Origin of the sequence: Pseudodesulfovibrio portus (assembly GCF_026000375.1) — a bacterium.
GTDB lineage: Bacteria > Desulfobacterota > Desulfovibrionia > Desulfovibrionales > Desulfovibrionaceae > Pseudodesulfovibrio > Pseudodesulfovibrio portus.
Genome location: NZ_AP026708.1, coordinates 3,007,547 through 3,026,055, shown reverse-complemented (window position 1 = coordinate 3,026,055; position 18,509 = coordinate 3,007,547). Strand labels below are relative to the sequence as shown.

General features: G+C 59.7%; 14 protein-coding genes and 4 tRNA genes. 1 reads left to right on the top strand and 17 read right to left on the bottom strand.

Annotation, left to right across the window (positions count from 1 at the left end; genetic code table 11):
- Positions 1-80 precede the first annotated feature (80 nt).
- The 17 genes from fusA to OO730_RS14360 form a co-directional block, all read right to left on the bottom strand.
- Complete coding sequence (gene fusA, locus OO730_RS14440; protein ID WP_264982178.1) at positions 81-2,153, bottom strand: elongation factor G; 2,073 nt, start codon at positions 2,151-2,153, stop codon at positions 81-83.
- 15 nt (positions 2,154-2,168) lie between these two features.
- Positions 2,169-2,639, bottom strand: a complete 471-nt coding sequence (gene rpsG, locus OO730_RS14435; RefSeq protein ID WP_264982177.1) for a 30S ribosomal protein S7 — start codon at positions 2,637-2,639, stop codon at positions 2,169-2,171.
- A 98-nt stretch (positions 2,640-2,737) separates the two neighbouring features.
- Positions 2,738-3,109 (bottom strand): 30S ribosomal protein S12, encoded by a 372-nt coding sequence (rpsL, locus tag OO730_RS14430; RefSeq protein ID WP_264982176.1) that lies wholly within the window; start codon positions 3,107-3,109, stop codon positions 2,738-2,740.
- Between the two features lie 216 nt (positions 3,110-3,325).
- Positions 3,326-7,480 (bottom strand): DNA-directed RNA polymerase subunit beta', encoded by a 4,155-nt coding sequence (gene rpoC / locus OO730_RS14425; RefSeq protein WP_264982175.1) that lies wholly within the window; start codon positions 7,478-7,480, stop codon positions 3,326-3,328.
- Between the two features lie 79 nt (positions 7,481-7,559).
- On the bottom strand, positions 7,560-11,690 hold the full coding sequence (rpoB, locus tag OO730_RS14420; RefSeq protein WP_264982174.1) for a DNA-directed RNA polymerase subunit beta: 4,131 nt from the start codon (positions 11,688-11,690) through the stop codon (positions 7,560-7,562).
- A 290-nt stretch (positions 11,691-11,980) separates the two neighbouring features.
- Entirely contained in the window at positions 11,981-12,367 is a 387-nt protein-coding gene (gene rplL / locus OO730_RS14415) for a 50S ribosomal protein L7/L12 (protein WP_264982173.1), read from the bottom strand.
- Between the two features lie 42 nt (positions 12,368-12,409).
- Positions 12,410-12,931, bottom strand: a complete 522-nt coding sequence (gene rplJ / locus OO730_RS14410; RefSeq protein WP_264982172.1) for a 50S ribosomal protein L10 — start codon at positions 12,929-12,931, stop codon at positions 12,410-12,412.
- 156 nt (positions 12,932-13,087) lie between these two features.
- Positions 13,088-13,795 (bottom strand): 50S ribosomal protein L1, encoded by a 708-nt coding sequence (rplA, locus tag OO730_RS14405; RefSeq protein ID WP_264982171.1) that lies wholly within the window; start codon positions 13,793-13,795, stop codon positions 13,088-13,090.
- Positions 13,796-13,808: 13 nt separating this feature from the next.
- On the bottom strand, positions 13,809-14,234 hold the full coding sequence (gene rplK, locus OO730_RS14400) for a 50S ribosomal protein L11 (RefSeq protein ID WP_264982170.1): 426 nt from the start codon (positions 14,232-14,234) through the stop codon (positions 13,809-13,811).
- Positions 14,235-14,280: 46 nt separating this feature from the next.
- A complete protein-coding gene (nusG, locus tag OO730_RS14395) occupies positions 14,281-14,838 on the bottom strand; it encodes a transcription termination/antitermination protein NusG (protein ID WP_264982169.1) in 558 nt (185 codons plus the stop codon).
- A 33-nt stretch (positions 14,839-14,871) separates the two neighbouring features.
- Positions 14,872-15,129: a preprotein translocase subunit SecE gene (gene secE / locus OO730_RS14390; RefSeq protein ID WP_264982168.1), complete on the bottom strand. Its 258-nt coding sequence runs from the start codon at positions 15,127-15,129 to the stop codon at positions 14,872-14,874.
- A gap of 72 nt (positions 15,130-15,201) precedes the next feature.
- Positions 15,202-15,278, bottom strand: a tRNA-Trp gene (locus OO730_RS14385).
- 13 nt (positions 15,279-15,291) lie between these two features.
- Positions 15,292-15,441 (bottom strand): 50S ribosomal protein L33, encoded by a 150-nt coding sequence (rpmG, locus tag OO730_RS14380; RefSeq protein WP_264982167.1) that lies wholly within the window; start codon positions 15,439-15,441, stop codon positions 15,292-15,294.
- Between the two features lie 4 nt (positions 15,442-15,445).
- Positions 15,446-16,639, bottom strand: coding sequence for an elongation factor Tu (gene tuf / locus OO730_RS14375; RefSeq protein WP_264982166.1), 1,194 nt, complete (start codon positions 16,637-16,639; stop codon positions 15,446-15,448).
- Positions 16,640-16,831: 192 nt separating this feature from the next.
- Positions 16,832-16,908, bottom strand: a tRNA-Gly gene (locus OO730_RS14370).
- Positions 16,909-16,972: 64 nt separating this feature from the next.
- A tRNA-Tyr gene (locus OO730_RS14365) sits at positions 16,973-17,058 on the bottom strand.
- A gap of 11 nt (positions 17,059-17,069) precedes the next feature.
- A tRNA-Thr gene (locus OO730_RS14360) sits at positions 17,070-17,145 on the bottom strand.
- 312 nt (positions 17,146-17,457) lie between these two features.
- Between OO730_RS14360 and OO730_RS14355 the strand changes: the two genes are divergently transcribed.
- Positions 17,458-18,477 carry a tRNA dihydrouridine synthase gene (locus OO730_RS14355; RefSeq protein WP_264982165.1) on the top strand — a complete coding sequence of 340 codons (1,020 nt, stop codon included), beginning with the start codon at positions 17,458-17,460 and terminating at the stop codon, positions 18,475-18,477.
- The last annotated feature ends 32 nt before the right edge of the window (positions 18,478-18,509 follow it).

Sequence of the window (18,509 nt, the reverse complement as noted above, 5' to 3'; positions counted from 1 at the left end):
GCGCTGTTCATTGCAGCGGTCGGGATGAGTACATCCCGAACGCCGCAGTGTCAAGCTGAGGGAAAATCCTCGGCTCTACGTTAATCTGTTCCTTTCATCAATTCTTCAGCCAAATTGTTCGGCAACTTCTCGTAGTGGTCGAACTGCATGGTAAAGGTAGCCCTGCCCTGTGTCTTGGAGCGCAGGTCCGTGGCGTATCCGAACATTTCGGACAGCGGGACGAACGAGCGGACGACCTGCACACCGACGCGGGCTTCCATTTCGCCCACGCGGCCGCGGCGGCCGTTCAAGTCACCCATGACGTCGCCGAGGTAATCCTCGGGGGTCACGACTTCCACCGACATGATCGGCTCGAGCAGGATCGGCTTTGCACCTCTGCAGGCTTCCTTGATCGCCAGAGAACCGGCAATGTAGAAGGCCTGCTCAGAGGAGTCGACTTCATGGTAGGAGCCGAACACGAGCTTGACCTTCACGTCCACCACCGGGAATCCGGCGGTGATGCCGTTCTTCATGGCATCCTGGATGCCCTTGTCAACGGCGGGGATGTATTCCTTGGGAATCACGCCGCCCTTGATCTCGTCCGCGAACTCGTAGCCCTTCTCAGGATTGGGCTCGATCTCGAGGACAACGTGGCCGTACTGGCCACGACCGCCAGACTGCTTGGCATGCTTGACATCCACCTTGTTCGGCGCGGAGATGGTCTCCCGGTACGCAACGCGGGGAGCGCCCACGTTGGCATTCACGTTGAACTCCCTGAGAAGGCGGTCAACGATGATTTCCAGGTGCAACTCGCCCATTCCGGCGATAAGGGTCTGCCCGGTTTCCTCATCGGTCTTGACGCGGAAGGACGGGTCCTCCTTGGCCAATTTGACGAGGGCGGCGGACAGGGTGTCGCGGTCTGCCTTGGTCTTGGGTTCGATAGCCACCTCGATGACCGGCTCCGGAATATCCAGGGACTCGAGAACAACGGGGTTCTTGAGATCGGCCAGGGTGTCGCCGGTGGCTACGTTCTTGAGGCCGACGGCGGCGACGATGTCACCGGCGTATGCCTCTTTTATTTCCTCACGCTTGTTGGCGTGCATCTTCAGAAGTCGACCGATGCGCTCCTTCTTCCCGGTGGCGCCGTTCATGAACGTGGCACCGGACTCGATCTTGCCGGAATAGAGGCGCAGGAAGGTCAGGTGACCGACGAACGGGTCGGTCATCAGCTTGAATGCCAGGGCCGCCAGCGGCTTGTCGTCGTCACAGGGGCACTCGACAACGGCTTCGTTGTCGGGGTTGACGCCCTTCATGATGGCGATGTCCAGCGGGGACGGCATGTAGTCGACAATGGCGTCGAGCAGCGGCTGGACGCCCTTGTTGCGGAATGCGGTGCCGCAGAGCACGGGGCAGATGGCCAAGGCGTTGGTGGCCTTGCGCACGCCCTCGCGAAGCTCTTCGGGGGTCAGCACCTCATCGGACATGTACCGTTCCAGAAGCGTCTCGTCTTCCTCGGCAATGGCCTCGATCATATCCGCGCGCATCTCCTCGTACTGGTCCTGGAGTTCGGCGGGAATGTCGGTGGTGGTGAAGCTGGCACCATGGTCCTGATGATCATAGATGTACGCTTTGCCCTCGATCAGGTCGACGACGCCTTCGAAATCGTCCTCGGCCCCAATGGGCAGCTGCAGAGGAACAGCTTTGGCGCCCAACCGGGTCTTCATCATTTCAACGCAACGGAAGAAGTCCGCGCCGACGCGGTCCATCTTGTTGACGAAGGCCATGCGGGGAACCTTGTACCGGTCGGCCTGACGCCACACGGTTTCGGACTGGGGCTCGACACCCGCCACGGAGTCGAAGACGGCGATGGCGCCGTCAAGCACGCGCAAGGCGCGCTCGACTTCCATGGTGAAGTCCACGTGGCCCGGGGTATCGATGATGTTGACGCGATGCTCGCGCCAAAAGCAGGTGGTTGCGGCAGACGTGATGGTGATGCCGCGTTCCTGCTCCTGAACCATCCAGTCCATGGTGGCTTCGCCGTCATGGACCTCACCGATCTTATGGGACACGCCGGTGTAGAACAGGATGCGCTCGGTCGTGGTAGTCTTGCCCGCATCGATGTGGGCCATGATACCAATATTGCGCTGTTTTTCTCTGGGTACTTTTCTTGCCACTTTAATGCTCCGAATCTACCAACGGTAGTGTGCAAAAGCTTTGTTGGCTTCTGCCATCTTGTGGGTATCTTCACGCTTTTTGACGGCGCCCCCACGGTTGTTGAAGGCATCCAGAAGCTCGCCGGAAAGACGGGCGACCATGCCCTTCTCACCACGCCCGCGGGCAAAAGCGATCAGCCAGCGGATGGCGAGTGCGGTCTGGCGGTCGGGACGAACTTCCATGGGCACCTGGTAGGTGGCACCGCCGACGCGGCGGGACTTGACCTCCAGGGACGGACGGATGTTTTCCAGGCACTTCTCAAAGGCACGCAACGGATCTTCGTTGGTCTTGTTGGCCAGGACGTCGACGGCCTTGTAGAAAATTCGTTCTGCGGTAGACTTCTTGCCGTCCAGCATCAGACGGTTGATGAAGCGAGTGACGAGTTTGCTGCCGTATACAGGATCCGGCAGGATCTGTCGCTTGGTGACAGGACCTTTACGAGGCATTTCTTTCTCCTTGAATTTCGGCCGGGGGGACATTATTTCGGGCAGCCTCCGCCCTACTTTGTCATCCCACCCCGGGCATTGCGAAAGAGGCTAAAACCTTATTTCGGGCGCTTGGTGCCGTACTTGGAACGACCACGGCGACGATCATCGACACCGGAGGTGTCCAGCGTACCGCGAACGATGTGGTAACGGACACCGGGAAGGTCTTTTACACGACCGCCACGGATCAGAACCACGGAGTGTTCCTGCAGGTTATGGCCTTCACCGCCGATGTAGGCGGTAACTTCCATGCCGTTGGTCAGGCGAACACGAGCGACCTTGCGAAGCGCGGAGTTCGGCTTCTTGGGGGTCGTGGTGTACACCCTGGTGCATACACCGCGGCGCTGGGGGCATTCCATCAGGGCCGGGGTCTTTTTCCGCTTGGGCTGCGCCTTGCGGCCGGAGCGGAGCAATTGGTTAATAGTGGGCATTCATCCTCCAATCATTAGTTAATAGATTACCCACGCGCGAATTTCGCGCAAAGAGGACCGCAAGTACTCCATATCCTCCGGCGTTGTCAAGGCATTTGCCCCGGAGAATCCATGTACTTTTGCGGTCTTCCCGCCAAAGAAATTGGAGAGGCGAGGCCTCTCCAATTTTATCAGCCAGTTATATCAGCACAAAGCCGTGTTATAAACTTCCCGTGTTTACGCCTGCGGCGCATCCACCAGAAGCGGGCTCTCTTCGAGTTCCTCCAGGAACTTGTCCGGGCGCTCCGGCTGTTCGGGCACGGAGATTCCGGAATCGGTGTACTTGCGGAAGCCGGTACCGGCAGGCACCAGGCGACCGACGATGACGTTTTCCTTCAGGCCGCGCAGGTAGTCGGACTTGCCCTTCAGGGACGCCTCGGTCAGGACCTTGGTCGTCTCCTGGAAGGATGCCGCGGAGATGAAGGAATCCGTGGACAGGGAAGCCTGGGTGATGCCCAGGACCAGGGTTTCGGCTACGGCGGGGGTTCCGCCCTCGGCTGCGACCCTGGCGTTTTCTTCCATGAACCGCAGCTTGTCCACCTGCTCGCCGATAAGGAAAGTGGTGGTGCCGGGGTTCAGGATCGAGACCTTCTTGAGCATCTGGCGCACGATGATCTCGATGTGCTTGTCGTTGATGTTGACGCCCTGGAAGCGGTACACGTCCTGGATCTCTTCGACCAGGTAGCGGGCAAGGTACTTCTCGCCCTTGATGCGCAGGAGGTCGTGCAGCTCCGGAGTGCCTTCGGTGAGCAGGTCTCCGGCTTCGACGAAGTCGGATTCCTGAACCGTGATGTGCTTGCCCTTGGGAATGAGGAATTCCTGGGCATCGCCCACTTCCGGGGTGACCACGACCTTGCGCTTGCCCTTGGACTCGGCACCGAAGGTGACGATGCCGTCGATGGAGGAGAGCACGCCCAGATCCTTGGGCTTGCGCACCTCGAACAGCTCGGCGACGCGCGGCAGACCGCCGACGATATCCTTGGTCTTGGACGACTCACGAGGCTTACGGGCGATGACGTCACCGGCCTTGACCTGGTCCCCGTCCTTGACCATGAGAATGGCACCCACCGGCATGGCGAAGTTGGCATCGATGTCGGTGCCGGGACGCTTGACCGGCTTGTTGTCGTCGCCCAGCAGGGTGACGGCGGGCCGGTAGTTGGTGGTGCGGTATTCCATGATGGTGTAGGACGCCTTGGAGGTGCGGTCCTCCTGGACGGTCTTGCCTTCGATGATATCCTTGAACTTGATGGCACCGGCGGCGTCGACGATGAACGGCTCCATGTACGGATCCCATTCGGCCAGCACGTCGCCCTTCTTGACTTCCTGTCCCTCGTCGACCATCAGGCGCGCGCCGGAAGGCAGCACGTACTTTTCACGCTCGCGGCCCTGCTCGTCGACGATGCCCACCTGGCAGCTCTTGCCGAGCACCATCTTGTGGCCGTCGGAGTTGACGACGGTGCGCATGCGGGCCGTGATGACGCGGCCGTTGTGCTGGGACTCGATGGCCGAGGATTCGATTTCCTTGGATGCGGTACCACCGATGTGGAAGGTACGCATGGTCAGCTGGGTGCCCGGCTCGCCGATGGACTGGGCGGCGATGATGCCGACCGTCTCACCCACGTTCACCAGGTGGCCGCGAGCCAGGTCGCGACCGTAGCACCGGGCGCACACGCCCTGCTTGGACTTGCAGGTCAGGCCGGAGCGGATGACGATGGAGTTGACGCCGGAAGCGTCGAGCTTCTTGGCGTACTGCGAATCGATGACCGTATTGGCCGGGATGACCAGCTCGCCGGTCTCCTCGTCAAAGGTGTCGAACATGGTCACGCGGCCCTGGACACGCTCGGCCAGACGCTGCTTGATCTCGCCGCCCTTGATCAGGTGGGTGAGTTCCAGCCCGTCCACGGTGCCGCAGTCCAGCTCGGACACGGTCACGTCCTGGACGACGTCGACGAGACGACGGGTCAGGTAACCGGAGTTGGCGGTCTTGAGCGCGGTATCGGCCAGACCCTTTCGTGCGCCGTGGGTGGAGATGAAGTACTGGAGAACCGACAGCCCCTCGCGGAAGGAGGCGGTGATCGGGGTCTCGATGATCTCACCGGACGGCTTGGCCATCAGGCCGCGCATACCGGCCAGCTGGCGCATCTGGTCCTGGTTGCCTCGGGCACCGGACGTGGCCATCATGTAGATCGGGTTGAAGCTCGAGTTGACCTCGGTCTTCCCGGTCTTGGGATCGGTCAGCACGTCTGTGGACATTTCCTGCATCATCTCGTTGGAGATGTCGTTGGTGACCTTGGTCCAGACGTCGACGATCTTGTTGTATTTCTCGGTACGGGTAATGATGCCGTCCTGAAACTGGTTCTCGATCTCGTCGACTTCCGCATTGGCGGTTGCGAGCATCGGGGCCTTGGCGTCGGGAATCTTGAGATCCTTGACGCCGATGGTCACGCCCGCGCGGGTGGCGTATTCGTAACCCAGGTCCTTGACCCTGTCGCACAGGATGACCGTGGCCTTGGTGCCCGCCAGACGGTAGGCGCCGGAGACCAGGGCGGCGATATTCTTCTTGTTCAGCACGCAGTTGACCAGGTCGAACGGCACCTTGTCGGGCAGCAGCTCGGCAACGATGATGCGACCGGTGGTGGTCTCGACGATCTCGCCGTCGATGCGGACCTTGATGCGCGCGTGGATGCCCACCACACCGAAATCGTGGGCCGAGATGACCTCTTCCGGGCTGGAGAAGATCATGCCCTCGCCCTTCTCGAAGGAACGCGGCGTGGTCAGGTAGTACAGACCGAGGACGATATCCTGCGAGGGGTTGATGATGGGCGAGCCGTTGGACGGGCTCAGGATGTTGTTGGAAGACATCATGAGCACGCGGCATTCGATCTGCGCCTCCACGGAGAGCGGAACGTGCACGGCCATCTGGTCACCGTCGAAGTCCGCGTTGTAGGCGGAGCAGACGAGCGGATGCAGCTGGATGGCCTTGCCCTCGACCAGGAGCGGCTCAAAGGCCTGGATGCCGAGGCGGTGCAGGGTCGGTGCGCGGTTGAGCATGATCGGGTACTCGCGGACCACGTCTTCCAGGATATCCCAGACGACCAGGTCTTCTCGCTCGACCATTTTCTTGGCGGACTTGATGGTGGTGGCGATCTCGCGTTTCTCCAGCTCGGAGTAGATGAACGGCTTGAACAGCTCCAGCGCCATCTTCTTGGGCAGGCCGCACTGGTGCAGCTTGAGCTTGGGACCGACAACGATGACCGAACGGCCGGAGTAGTCCACGCGCTTGCCGAGCAGGTTCTGGCGGAAACGGCCCTGCTTGCCCTTGATCATGTCGGACAGGGACTTGAGCGGACGGCCGTTGGTGCCGGTGATGGCGCGGCCGCGGCGGCCGTTGTCGAACAGTGCGTCCACGGCCTCCTGCAACATGCGCTTCTCGTTGCGGATGATGATCTCGGGAGCGCCCAGCTCCAGCAGCCTCTTCAACCGGTTGTTGCGGTTGATGACGCGGCGGTACAGGTCGTTGAGGTCCGAGGTGGCGAAGCGGCCGCCGTCCAGGGGGACCAGCGGGCGCAGCTCGGGCGGGATGATGGGAATCACTTCCATGATCATCCACTCGGGCTTGTTGCCGGACTCGATGAAGGCCTCGACGATCTTGAGGCGCTTGGTGATTTTCTTCTTCTTGGTCTGGGACCGCGTGGTCTGGGACTCCTCGCGCAACTCGGCGCGCAGGGTCGGCAGGTCCAGGGCCTCCAGCATGGTGCGGACGGTTTCCGCGCCCATGCCCACTTTCAGGGCGTCTTCGCCGAAGTGGTCGATGACCTGGAAGTACTGGTCCTCGCTCACCACCTGGTGCGTCTTGAGCGGGGTTTCGCCCGGATCAAGCACGATGTAGGAGTCGAAGTACAGGACCTTCTCCAGGTCGGCCATGGTGATGTCGAGCAGCGTGCCGATCTTGGAGGGCAGCGTCTTGAGAAACCAGATATGCGCAACCGGAGCGGCCAGCTCGATGTGGCCCATGCGCTCGCGGCGGACCTTGGAGGCGATGACCTCGACGCCGCACTTCTCGCAGACGATGCCGCGATGCTTCATGCGCTTGTACTTGCCGCAGTTGCACTCGTAGTCCTTCACGGGACCGAAGATCTTGGCGCAGAAAAGGCCATCACGTTCCGGCTTGAAGGTCCGGTAGTTGATGGTTTCCGGTTTTTTAACCTCGCCGAAGGACCATTCGCGAATGGTCTCGGGGGAGGCAATGGATATCTGGATAGCCTTCAGGTTTCGGCCCTGGGCCGCCTGATTCGGCGCTCCACGCAAGGTGAACAGATCGTCCAACGTCATGGATATCCCCTATCGTAAAAAGTTATCTCATGCCCGGCCGGCCGCTGAGCCGGCCGGGCCTATTACCTTATGGTCGTCGCTAGTCCACCAGCGGCTGCATTGCCGAAGGCATGGTCGGCGCGGAAGGTGCGCCGGGCCGCTTGCGGTCCTCGTAGTGCAGGGTCACATCCAGACCCAGCGACATGAGTTCCTTGACCAGGACGTTGAAGGATTCCGGCAAGCCGGCTTCCAGGAAGTTGTCGCCCTTGACGATCTTCTCGTACATCTTCACGCGGCCCTGCACATCGTCGGACTTGACGGTCAGGAACTCCTGCAGGAGGTACGCGGCGCCGTATGCTTCCAGCGCCCAGACTTCCATTTCACCCAGTCGCTGTCCGCCGAACTGGGCCTTACCGCCCAGAGGCTGCTGCGTGACGAGGGAGTACGGGCCCGTGGACCGGGCGTGGATCTTCTCGTCGACCAGGTGGTGCAGCTTGAGGATGTACATGATGCCCACGGTGACGCGGCTGTGGAAGGGCTCGCCCGTGCGGCCGTCATACAGGATGAACTTGCCGTCGGAGGCGAGACCGGCCTTTTCCAGCCAGCCCCAGATGCCGTCTTCCTCGGCGCCGTCGAAGACCGGGGTCTTGGCGACGATGCCGTTCTTGAGCTTCTTGAGGGCATCGACGAACTGCTCGTCGTCCAGGGTGTCGATCAACTCGTCCATGTCCGGGGTCGCCAGGATGGATTTCACTTCCTCGCGGATTCCCTTGAGGGAATTGCCGGACTCTTCCAGCATGGCGGTGACCTGCTGGCCGAGCTTGCGCCCTGCCATGCCCAGGTGGGTTTCCATGATCTGCCCGATATTCATACGGGAGGGAACGCCCAGCGGGTTGAGGACGATGTCCATGGGGGTGCCGTCGTCGAAGAACGGCATGTCTTCCTCGGGAAGGATGCAGGAAACGACGCCCTTGTTGCCGTGACGACCGGCCATTTTGTCACCCACGGAGAGCTTGCGCTTCACGGCGACGTAGACCTTGACCATCTTGATGACGCCCGGAGGCAGATCATCGCCTTCGGTAACCTTCTCGCGCTTGACGTCATATATATTCTTGATGAAGGCGACCTGCGACTCGTAGTCGGCCACGATCAGCTTGAGCTGGTCATTGGCGTCCTTGTCGAAGAGGCCGATCAGCTTCTTGACGGGGACGCCGTCCAGGGCTTCGCGGCTGATGACTTCGCCGGACTTGGCCAGCGTGGTCTTCTTGGAGCCGACAAGGTCCTTCTTGAGCTTGGTCCCTTCGAGGGAATCCCAGATCCTTTCGCGCACGGCGTCCGTCAGGGAAGCGATGTGCTTCAGTTCCTTGACGTCGAAGGCGGCCAGTTCGGCATCCTCGATAGCCTTGGTGCGGTCGTCCTTTTCGCCGGAGCGGCGGTTGAAGACCTTGACGTCCACGACCGTGCCCGCGATTCCCGGCGGCACCTTGAGGGACGTGTTCTTCACGTCGCGCGCCTTGTCGCCGAAGATGGCCCGCAGGAGCTTCTCTTCCGGGGTCAGCTGGGTCTCGCCCTTGGGCGTGATCTTACCGACCATGATGTCGTCGGGCTTGATGCGCGCACCGATGCGGATGATGCCGCATTCGTCGAGGTTGCGGAGCATCTCTTCCGAGACGTTGGAGATGTCGCGGGTCACCTCTTCGGGTCCGAGCTTGGTGTCGCGGGCGACCAGTTCGAACTCCTCGATGTGGATGGAGGTGAACACGTCTTCCTTGACCATGCGCTCGGAGATGAGGATGGAGTCCTCGTAGTTGAAACCGCACCAGGGCATGAAGGCCACGAGCAGGTTCTTGCCCAGGGCAAGCTCGCCGTGGTCGATGCCGGGGCCGTCGGCCAGGACTTCGCCCTTGAGGACGCGCTGCCCGACCTGGACGCGGGGCGTCTGGCCGAAGCAGGAGTTCTGGTTGGACTTGTGCCACTTCTGCAGCTCGTAGTGCTTGGCGCCGCCGGACTTGGAGTACAACCCCTTATCGTAGTTGATGATGACGCGCTCGGCATCCACATAGTGGACGACGCCATCTTCCTCGGCCAGCACGCAGGCGCCGGAGTCGCGAGCGACCGGGCCTTCCATGCCGGTGCCGACAAGCGGCTCCTCGGCCTGGAGAAGGGGCACGGCCTGACGCATCATGTTGGAACCCATGAGCGCGCGGTTGGCGTCATCGTGCTCCAGGAACGGAATCAGCGCGGCCGAGATGGAAACCGTCTGGCTGGGGCTGATGTCCATGCAGGTGACGTCTTCGGCTGCGGTCAGCTGAACGTCGCCCGCCAAGCGCGCGTTGACGCGCGGATTGACGAACACGCCCTTGTCGTCCAGGGGAGCGTTGGCCTGGGCCACCACTTCCTTGGCTTCCTTGGACGCATCCATGTAATTGATCTCATTGGTGATCTTTTTGTCCACGACCTTACGGTACGGCGTCTCGATGAAACCGTAGTCATTGACCTTGGCGTAGGTGGTCAGGGACACGATCAGGCCGATGTTCGGGCCTTCCGGAGTCTCAATGGGGCAGATGCGGCCGTAGTGCGAAGTATGCACGTCGCGCACTTCGAAGCCCGCGCGTTCGCGGGTCAGGCCGCCGGGTCCCAGCGCGGAGAGACGGCGCTTGTGGGTGACCTCGGAAAGCGGGTTGGTCTGATCCATGAACTGGCTGAGCTGGGAAGTTCCGAAGAACTCCTTGAGCACTGCGGCAACCGGCTTGGGGTTGATCAGGTCATGGGGCATCAGGGTGGCCACTTCCTGCAGGGACATGCGCTCCTTGATGGCGCGCTCCATGCGGACGAGACCGATGCGGTACTGGTTCTCCACCAGTTCGCCCACGGGGCGGACGCGGCGGTTGCCCAGATGGTCGATGTCGTCGGCCGGGCCGTGGGAATCCTTGAGCCGCATCAGTTCCCTGACCGCCAGGAGGATGTCCTCGTTGGTCAGGGTACGGATCGACAGGTCCACATCCTGGTTCAGACGGGAATTGAGCTTGTAACGGCCCACGCTGGACAGGTCGTAGTAGTCGGATGAGCGGAACAGGTTCTCGAAGAAGTTGGACGCAATCTCGGGCGTGGGCGGAGAGCTGGGGCGCAGACGACGGTAAATCTCGATCTGCGCGGTCTCCATGTCGGTGGTCTTGTCGAGCAAGAGCGTGTCGCGCAGGGAAGAGGAAACCTCCATGCCGCGGGTGTGCAGCACGTCCAGGTCCTTGATCTTGGCCTCGCGGAGCCTCTCGATGAGCTCGGGAGTAAGCTCTTCGGCCGCCTCGGCGAGCACTTCGCCGTTCTTGTCCACCATGTCCCTGGCCAGGTACTGGCCCACCAGGGAATCGGGATCGACCTCGATATTCTTGACCTCGGCACGCACCAGCTTGCGCCAGGCGCCCTTGGTGATGTCCTTGCCCTTGGCGATAACGACCTTGCCGTCGACCTTGATGTCGGTGAAGGCGATTTCCTTGCGGTACTGTTCGGCGACCACGGTGCGCTGCACCTTGGTCTTGAGCAGGGTGTAGGACTCGATGTCGTAGAAGTAATCGAGGATGTCGGCCCGGGACAGCCCCATGGCCTTGAGCAGTATGGTGACGGGCATCTTGCGGCGGCGGTCGATGCGCACGTACAGGATGTCCTTGTGATCGAAATCGAAATCGAGCCAGGAGCCGCGCATGGGAATGATGCGGCTCGAGTACAGGACTTTGCGGCTGGAGTGGGACTTGCCGGAATCATGCTCGAAGATGATGCCGGGGGAACGCTGCAACTGGTTCACGATGACACGCTCGGTGCCATTGATCACGTAGGTTCCCTTCTCGGTCATGAGCGGGAGCGTGCCGAAGTAGATGTCCTGTTCCTTGATGTCTCGAATCGTGCGGTTGTCAGTCTCTTCGTCCACGTCAAAAACTACGAGACGGACGGTGATACGTATGGGTGTCTCGTAGGTCAGGCCCTTCGAGATGCACTCATCGACGTCGTATTTTGGTTCGCCGATTTCATAGGAGACGAAATCAAGGCTAGCGGTCTTGTTGAAATCTTCAATGGGAAAAACGGACCTGAACACGCCCTCAAGCCCGAAATCACCACGGCTGGCCGGCGGGGTCTCCGCCTGGAGGAAACGATTGTACGAATCCACCTGGAGTTCCAGCAGGTGCGGGATGGGGAGCGTGTTGACGATTTTGCCGAATTTTTTTCTCAGTTGACCCATTGTACCCTCATGCATGAGTGGTTGATGGTTGGGGCGCCGGGTTTGGGGGGCCCTGGCCCTCTGTCAGGCACCATGGCCAGAACGGCGCAAGGTGCGGGGAAATGGGTAGATAAGCTGCAGCCGGAACCAAAACCACCGGCACACCGACGAGGAGCAGATTGTCATCCTACAGCGAGCAAACCCAAAATCAAAAGGCGATTAAACCATTATATATACATACAGAGCAAAGAGCGCAACGCCCTTATAGCAAGGACGAGCGCTCTTTGCTTTGTCAGCTTAAGATGTTGAAGTTACTTGACTTCAACTTCAGCGCCAGCTTCCTGGAGCTGCTTGGCGGCTTCGTCGGCTTCTTCCTTGGAAACGCCTTCCTTCAGAGCCTTGGGAGCTTCGTCGACCAGAGCCTTGGCCTCCTTGAGACCCAGGCCGGTGATGGCGCGGACAGCCTTGATGACGGCGATCTTGTTGCCGCCGGCACCGGTCAGGATGACGCTGAACTCGGTCTGCTCGTCGTCGCCACCAGCGTCGCCGCCGGCTGCGGGAGCAACCATCATGGCGGCTGCGGGAGCAGCGGCCTCGACGCCGAAGACGTCTTCGAGTTCCTTGATGAATTCGGACAGTTCCAGGACGGTCATGTTGCCGATGAATTCGACGACCTGTTCTTTGGTGATATCAGCCATGGTAAATTCTCCTTAAAAATTGATTCGCTTTGAACCTTGTGTTTAAGCGGCTTCCTTCTGGTCCTTGATGGCGGTCAAGGCATACAGGAATTTGCGCTCGATGTTTGCGAACAGACACACGAAATTACGCGGTACGGCTTGCATTGTGCCGAGTACGGAACTCAAGAGCTCAGGCTTGCTGGGCATTGTGGCGAGTTCCTTCACGCCGTCGGTATCAAGGAATTTCCCTTCGAGAGAGCCGAAACGCATGGAGAACTTTTTGTTCCCCTTGCCGTAATCGGCCAGCGTCTTGGCCAGGGCTACGGGATCATCGTAGCCCAGCGCAACGGCGCAGTTCTCTTTGAGGTGTTCACTCAGTCCACCGTGATCGGTGTCCTGAAGAGCCAACCGGGCCAGGGTATTCTTGACGACCTGGTAATCGACTCCGGCTTCATAGCACTTGGCGCGCAGATTGGTCATTTCCTCTACGGTCAGACCTTTGAAGTCGGTGACGATGGCGATGCTGGCGCGCGAAGCTTTTTCGTGCAGCTGCTCGATGATCTGGGCCTTTTCTTGCCTGTTCATCTACCACTCCTCGTCGTTCGGCCCGGAAAGCAGGTCAAAGCGTTGTCTGAGCAGGATATTAAGAGGGTAACGTCCCCCACCTGCCGTCTCTGACTCAACCTTCCGTGCGATTATCTACAGGGCTCCCGAAGGAGCCCGGCAATCCATAAACTTATCTTAGCTATCCAGGAATTTCCTGACAGTCAAGGGATCGATCTTGACGCCGGGGCCCATGGTGGAAGACACGGCCAGGCCCTTCATATAGGTGCCCTTCGCGGAGGAGGGCTTCAGGCGCATGACGGTATCCAGCAGGGACCGGAGGTTTTCCAGGAGCTTGTCAGGTCCGAAAGAGACCTTGCCGATGGGAGCGTGCAGCACGCCCGCCTTGTCGACCTTGAACTCGACCTTACCGGCCTTGAGTTCGGACACGGCGGTGGCCACGTCCATGGTCACGGTGCCGGTCTTGGCGTTGGGCATCAGGCCGCGGGGGCCGAGCACACGGCCGATCTTGCCGACCACTGCCATCATGTCGGGGGTCGCGACGGCCTTGTCGAAATCGAGCCAGCCACCCTGAATTTTTTCGACCAGATCGTCGGAACCGTAGTAATCGGCACCGGCTTCCTTGGCCTCGTTTTCCTTTTCGCCCTTACAGAAGACGGCCACGCGCACGTCCTTGCCCAGCCCATTGGGCAGGGAGACTGCGCCCCGGATCATCTGATCGGAGTACTTGGGGTCCACGCCGAGGTTGATAGCGACGTCCACGGTCTCGTCGAACTTTGCAAATGCGTTGTCGACAGCGACCTTGACGCCTTCCTCGACACCGACTCGCACATCAGTGTCACGATCACCGATAGCGTTGCGGTATTTTTTTCCATGCTTAGGCATTGTTATTTCCTCATTAACCCTTGACTTCGAGACCCATGCTGCGGGCGGTGCCCTCAATCTGAAGCATGGCGTTTTCGATGTCATTGGCATTCAAATCGACCATCTTCAATTCGGCGATCTCCCTGACCTGAGCCCGGGTAACCTTGCCGACCTTCTCCTTGTTGGGTTCACCGGAGCCCTTCTCGACCTTGGCTGCACGTTTGAGCAGCACTGCGGCCGGAGGAGTCTTGGTGATGAAGTCGAAGGAACGGTCCTGATAGACCGTGATGACGACAGGGATGATGAGTCCCTTCTGGTCCTGCGTCTTGGCATTGAACGCCTTGCAGAATTCCATGATATTCACGCCGTGCTGACCCAGGGCCGGACCGACCGGCGGGGAGGGGTTTGCACTGCCTGCGGGAATCTGCAGTTTGATCTTTCCTAATTCTTTCTTGGCCATTGTATTCCTCGATGAGAAATTTCGCTGTTTGCGAGTATATTTCGGGCTATCCCTTGTCCACTTGGACAAAGTCGAGCTCCACAGGAGTCTGCCGCCCGAAAATGGAGACGGAAACCTTGAGTTTGCCCTTGTCGTAGTTCACTTCTTCCACAACACCGTTGAATCCGCTGAACGGGCCGTCGATGACCCGCACCTCGTCTCCGCGTTCGAAATTGAACTTGGGACGCGGTTTTTCCTGGCGGCTTTCCATCATGTTGAGGATGTTTTCCGCCTCGCTGTCGCGCATGGGGGTCGGACGGTTCTTGCCGCCGACAAACCCGGTCACACGCGGGATGGACTGGATAAGATGCCAGGAATCATCCGTCAGGATCATCTTGACCATGATGTAGCCGGGATAGAACTTGCGGGTGCTCGTCTTGCGCTCACCCTTGACCATCTCGACGATCTTTTCGGTGGGCATGACGACCTCTTCGATGAGACCCTTGTCCTGTCCGGTGCGCATCATCTCGCGGATGGTCAACTCCACACGCTGCTCAAATCCTGAGTAGGTGTGAACGATGTACCAGCGGGCGCGAGGCGCGGCTTGTTCCATTGTGGCATCCATGTCGTGTTCCAGCCTTCGGAGGTAGCTTGGGTCCTAGGAAAGGACGACCTCGACGATCTTGGAGAGCGCCAAATCGACCACGCCCAGATAGAGAGCGATGACCACGGAAACGACAAACACGGCAATACACGTGGTGACCGTTTCCTTGCGGGTGGGCCAGACCACTTTCTTGATCTCGACTTTGGACTCCTCAAAGAACTGCAACAGCTCCCTGACTTTGCCCATCAGACCTGTAGACTGAGCCTGTGCGGCCTGCTTTTCAGCGACCTTCTTGCTTTTTTTCCTGGCCATATCTCTTCCCAATTATTGAGCGGTTGGCGGGACCCCGCTGTTGCGAGGTCCCGCGCCGCTGTAAGACTAAGTTGGCAGGGGTAGAGGGATTCGAACCCCCAACATCCGGTTTTGGAGACCGGCGTTCTAGCCGTTGGAACTATACCCCTGCTCTATCGAAGACTACTTGGACTCTTTGTGGACGGTGTGTTTCTTGTCCCAGGGACAATACTTCTTCACTTCCAGACGTCCGGTAGTGTTCTTCTTGTTCTTCTGCGTTGCGTAGTTCTTACGCTTGCACTCGGTGCACTGCAGCTGAATGTTGACGCGCATTGTGCTACTCCACGATCTCGGTCACAACACCGGCGCCGACGGTACGGCCGCCTTCGCGGATGGCGAAGCGGAGACCGGCTTCCATGGCGATGGGAGCGATGAGTTCGACGTTGAAGGTGGCGTTATCGCCGGGCATGACCATTTCGACGCCGTCGTCAAGGGTGACGACACCGGTGATGTCCGTCGTACGGAAGTAGAACTGGGGACGGTAACCGGTGAAGAACGGGGTGTGACGACCGCCTTCATCCTTGGACAGGACGTAGACCTCGGCCTTGAACTTGGTGTGCGGGGTGATGGAACCGGGCTTGGCAGCAACCTGGCCGCGTTCCACTTCCTCACGCTTCACGCCGCGGATCAGGAGACCGACGTTGTCACCGGCCTGGCCCTGGTCGAGCAGCTTGCGGAACATCTCGACACCGGTGCAGGTGGTCTTGATGGTGTCCTTGATACCGATGATGGCGACTTCCTCACCGACCTTGATGACGCCGCGCTCAACACGACCGGTGATGACGGTGCCGCGACCGGAGATGGAGAAAACGTCTTCCACGGGCATGAGGAACGGCATGTCGACGTCGCGCTCCGGCTCGGGGATGTATTCGTCGCAGGCCTTGAGCAGCTCGAAGATCGGGCCGGCTGCGGGATCGTCGACGGACTCGCATTCCAGGGCCTTCAGGGCGGAACCCTGAACAACCGGAATCTCGTCGCCGGGGAATTCGTACTTGTCGAGGAGCTCGCGGATTTCCATCTCGACCAGCTCGAGCAGCTCTTCGTCGTCGACCATGTCGCACTTGTTCATGAAGACGACCATGGCGGGCACGCCGACCTGACGGGCGAGCAGGATGTGCTCACGGGTCTGGGGCATGGGACCGTCGGTGGCTGCGCAGACCAGGATGGCACCGTCCATCTGAGCGGCACCAGTGATCATGTTCTTGATGTAGTCGGCGTGACCGGGGCAGTCCACGTGTGCGTAGTGGCGATTGTCGGTCTCGTACTCGACGTGAGCGGTGGCGATGGTGATGCCGCGCTCTTTCTCTTCAGGAGCCTTGTCGATCTCATCAAAGGCGATGAACTCGCCGTTGCCGGCCATGGCGGCCAGCTTGGTGATAGCGGCAGTCAACGTGGTCTTACCATGGTCAATGTGACCGATGGTGCCGATGTTGACGTGAGGCTTGCTACGTTCAAATTTTGCTTTGGCCATTTCAATAACCCCCTAAATCAATAAAGTTGTGTAGGTTTCTATACTCTAAATAATTGTTACCGAGTCAATAACAAAACAAACAAAAACCGTCGCGGACATCCATTCCGATCCGAATCGGAGCCTAGTCCAAGGGTCGAGACCCGTATGGCACGCCATATATTAATAGAGGAGATGGATGGAGAGATGGCTTAATGGAGCGGGAAACGGGACTCGAACCCGCAACCCTCAGCTTGGAAGGCTGATGCTCTAGCCAATTGAGCTATTCCCGCTCACTCTCTGTAGTCCATCAGCGGTATCTCTCAACCTGCCTCCTACAGCGTGACCTGAAAAATATGGTGGTGGGGGGAGGATTTGAACCTCCGAAGGCGTACGCCGACAGATTTACAGTCTGTTCCCTTTGGCCACTCGGGAACCCCACCATTTTGTACTATGGAGCTGGCGATGGGACTTGAACCCGCAACCGGCTGATTACAAATCAGCTGCTCTACCAATTGAGCTACGCCAGCTCGTCGGGAACGAAGTCTATATACGCCGCATTGTCAAAAATCAAGAGCTAAAAGACCTTTTTCCCCAGTTCCTGGAGAAGCGCGTCTTGCGCCCGAAGACGGAGTGACCTAAGTTTAATTCACTTGGTTTGTCAACCCTGATTTGGTATTTTTTCAAAATAATCCCCAGCCTGTCCCGGCATGCGAACCGACTTTCAACTCTCGGTCAACCGACCGCATCCATTCATTATATACTAGAACCCGCCTTCCGTCGGCATTCCCGCCTGCTTTTCCTTTGACTCACCTCGAGACAACCCGTAAAAGCTTCCCATCATGACCGCCTTTTCCATTCACCCGGATTCCCCCTGGCTCGCTCCGCTTGCGGGCTATTCCGACCTCCCCTTCCGGCTGCTGTCCAAACGGCACGGCTGCGGCGTGTGCTGCTCGGAGATGGTGTCGGTCAAGGGGCTGGCCTTCAAGAACGCCGGGACCAGGCGGCTTCTGGCCACCTGCCCGGAGGACGATCCCATGGTTCTTCAGCTCTTCGGCGCCGAGCCCGACTACTTCGGACCGGTCATGGAAAAGCTGGTGTCCATGGGCTACCGCAACTTCGACCTCAACTCGGGCTGCCCGGTGCGCAAGGTCCTCAAATCCGGCTCCGGGGTCAAGCTCATGGAAGACCCCGACCTGCTCGTGCGGCTGGCCTCCATCATGGTCGAGAAGGCCGCCGAACACCCGGACGGGGGCCGTGTGGGCGTCAAGTTCCGCCTGGGCTTCAACAAGGGCGAGGACGTATACATCGAGTTGGGCAAGCGCCTTGAGGACGCGGGCGTGGACTGGCTCACCCTGCACCCCCGGTACGGTCGACAGATGTTCGCGGGCAAGGCCGACTGGCCCAAACTCGCCCTGCTCAAGGAGGCCGTGTCCATCCCGGTCATCGCCTCCGGGGACCTGTTCACGGCCGAGGACGGCGTTCGCTGCGTGGAGGAGACCGGCGTGGATACCGTCATGTTCGCCCGGGGCGCGCTCTACGATCCGTCCATATTCGCCCGCTATGTGGCCCTGCGCCAAGGCACGGAGCCGGACCCCTTCGACGGGGCGCACCTGGCGGAAATCGTCAGGGAACATATCAGGCTTACTAAAGAATTCGAGGGAGATGGCCGATCTTTCAGAAAGATCCGGTCCATCATCCCGCGCTACGCCAAGGGCCTCAAGGGCATTCGGGCCCTGCGCGGCTCGCTCCTGGCGTGCGAGACCTGGGAGGATCTGGAAGCGGCGGCAGCCGTCATCAGCGAACTGGAACCTGCTGAAGGCCTGACCCGCGCCCCGGATGTTGACGACATTTGCCAATAGCGTTTACACAGTCCGCATCACCTCGCATAATT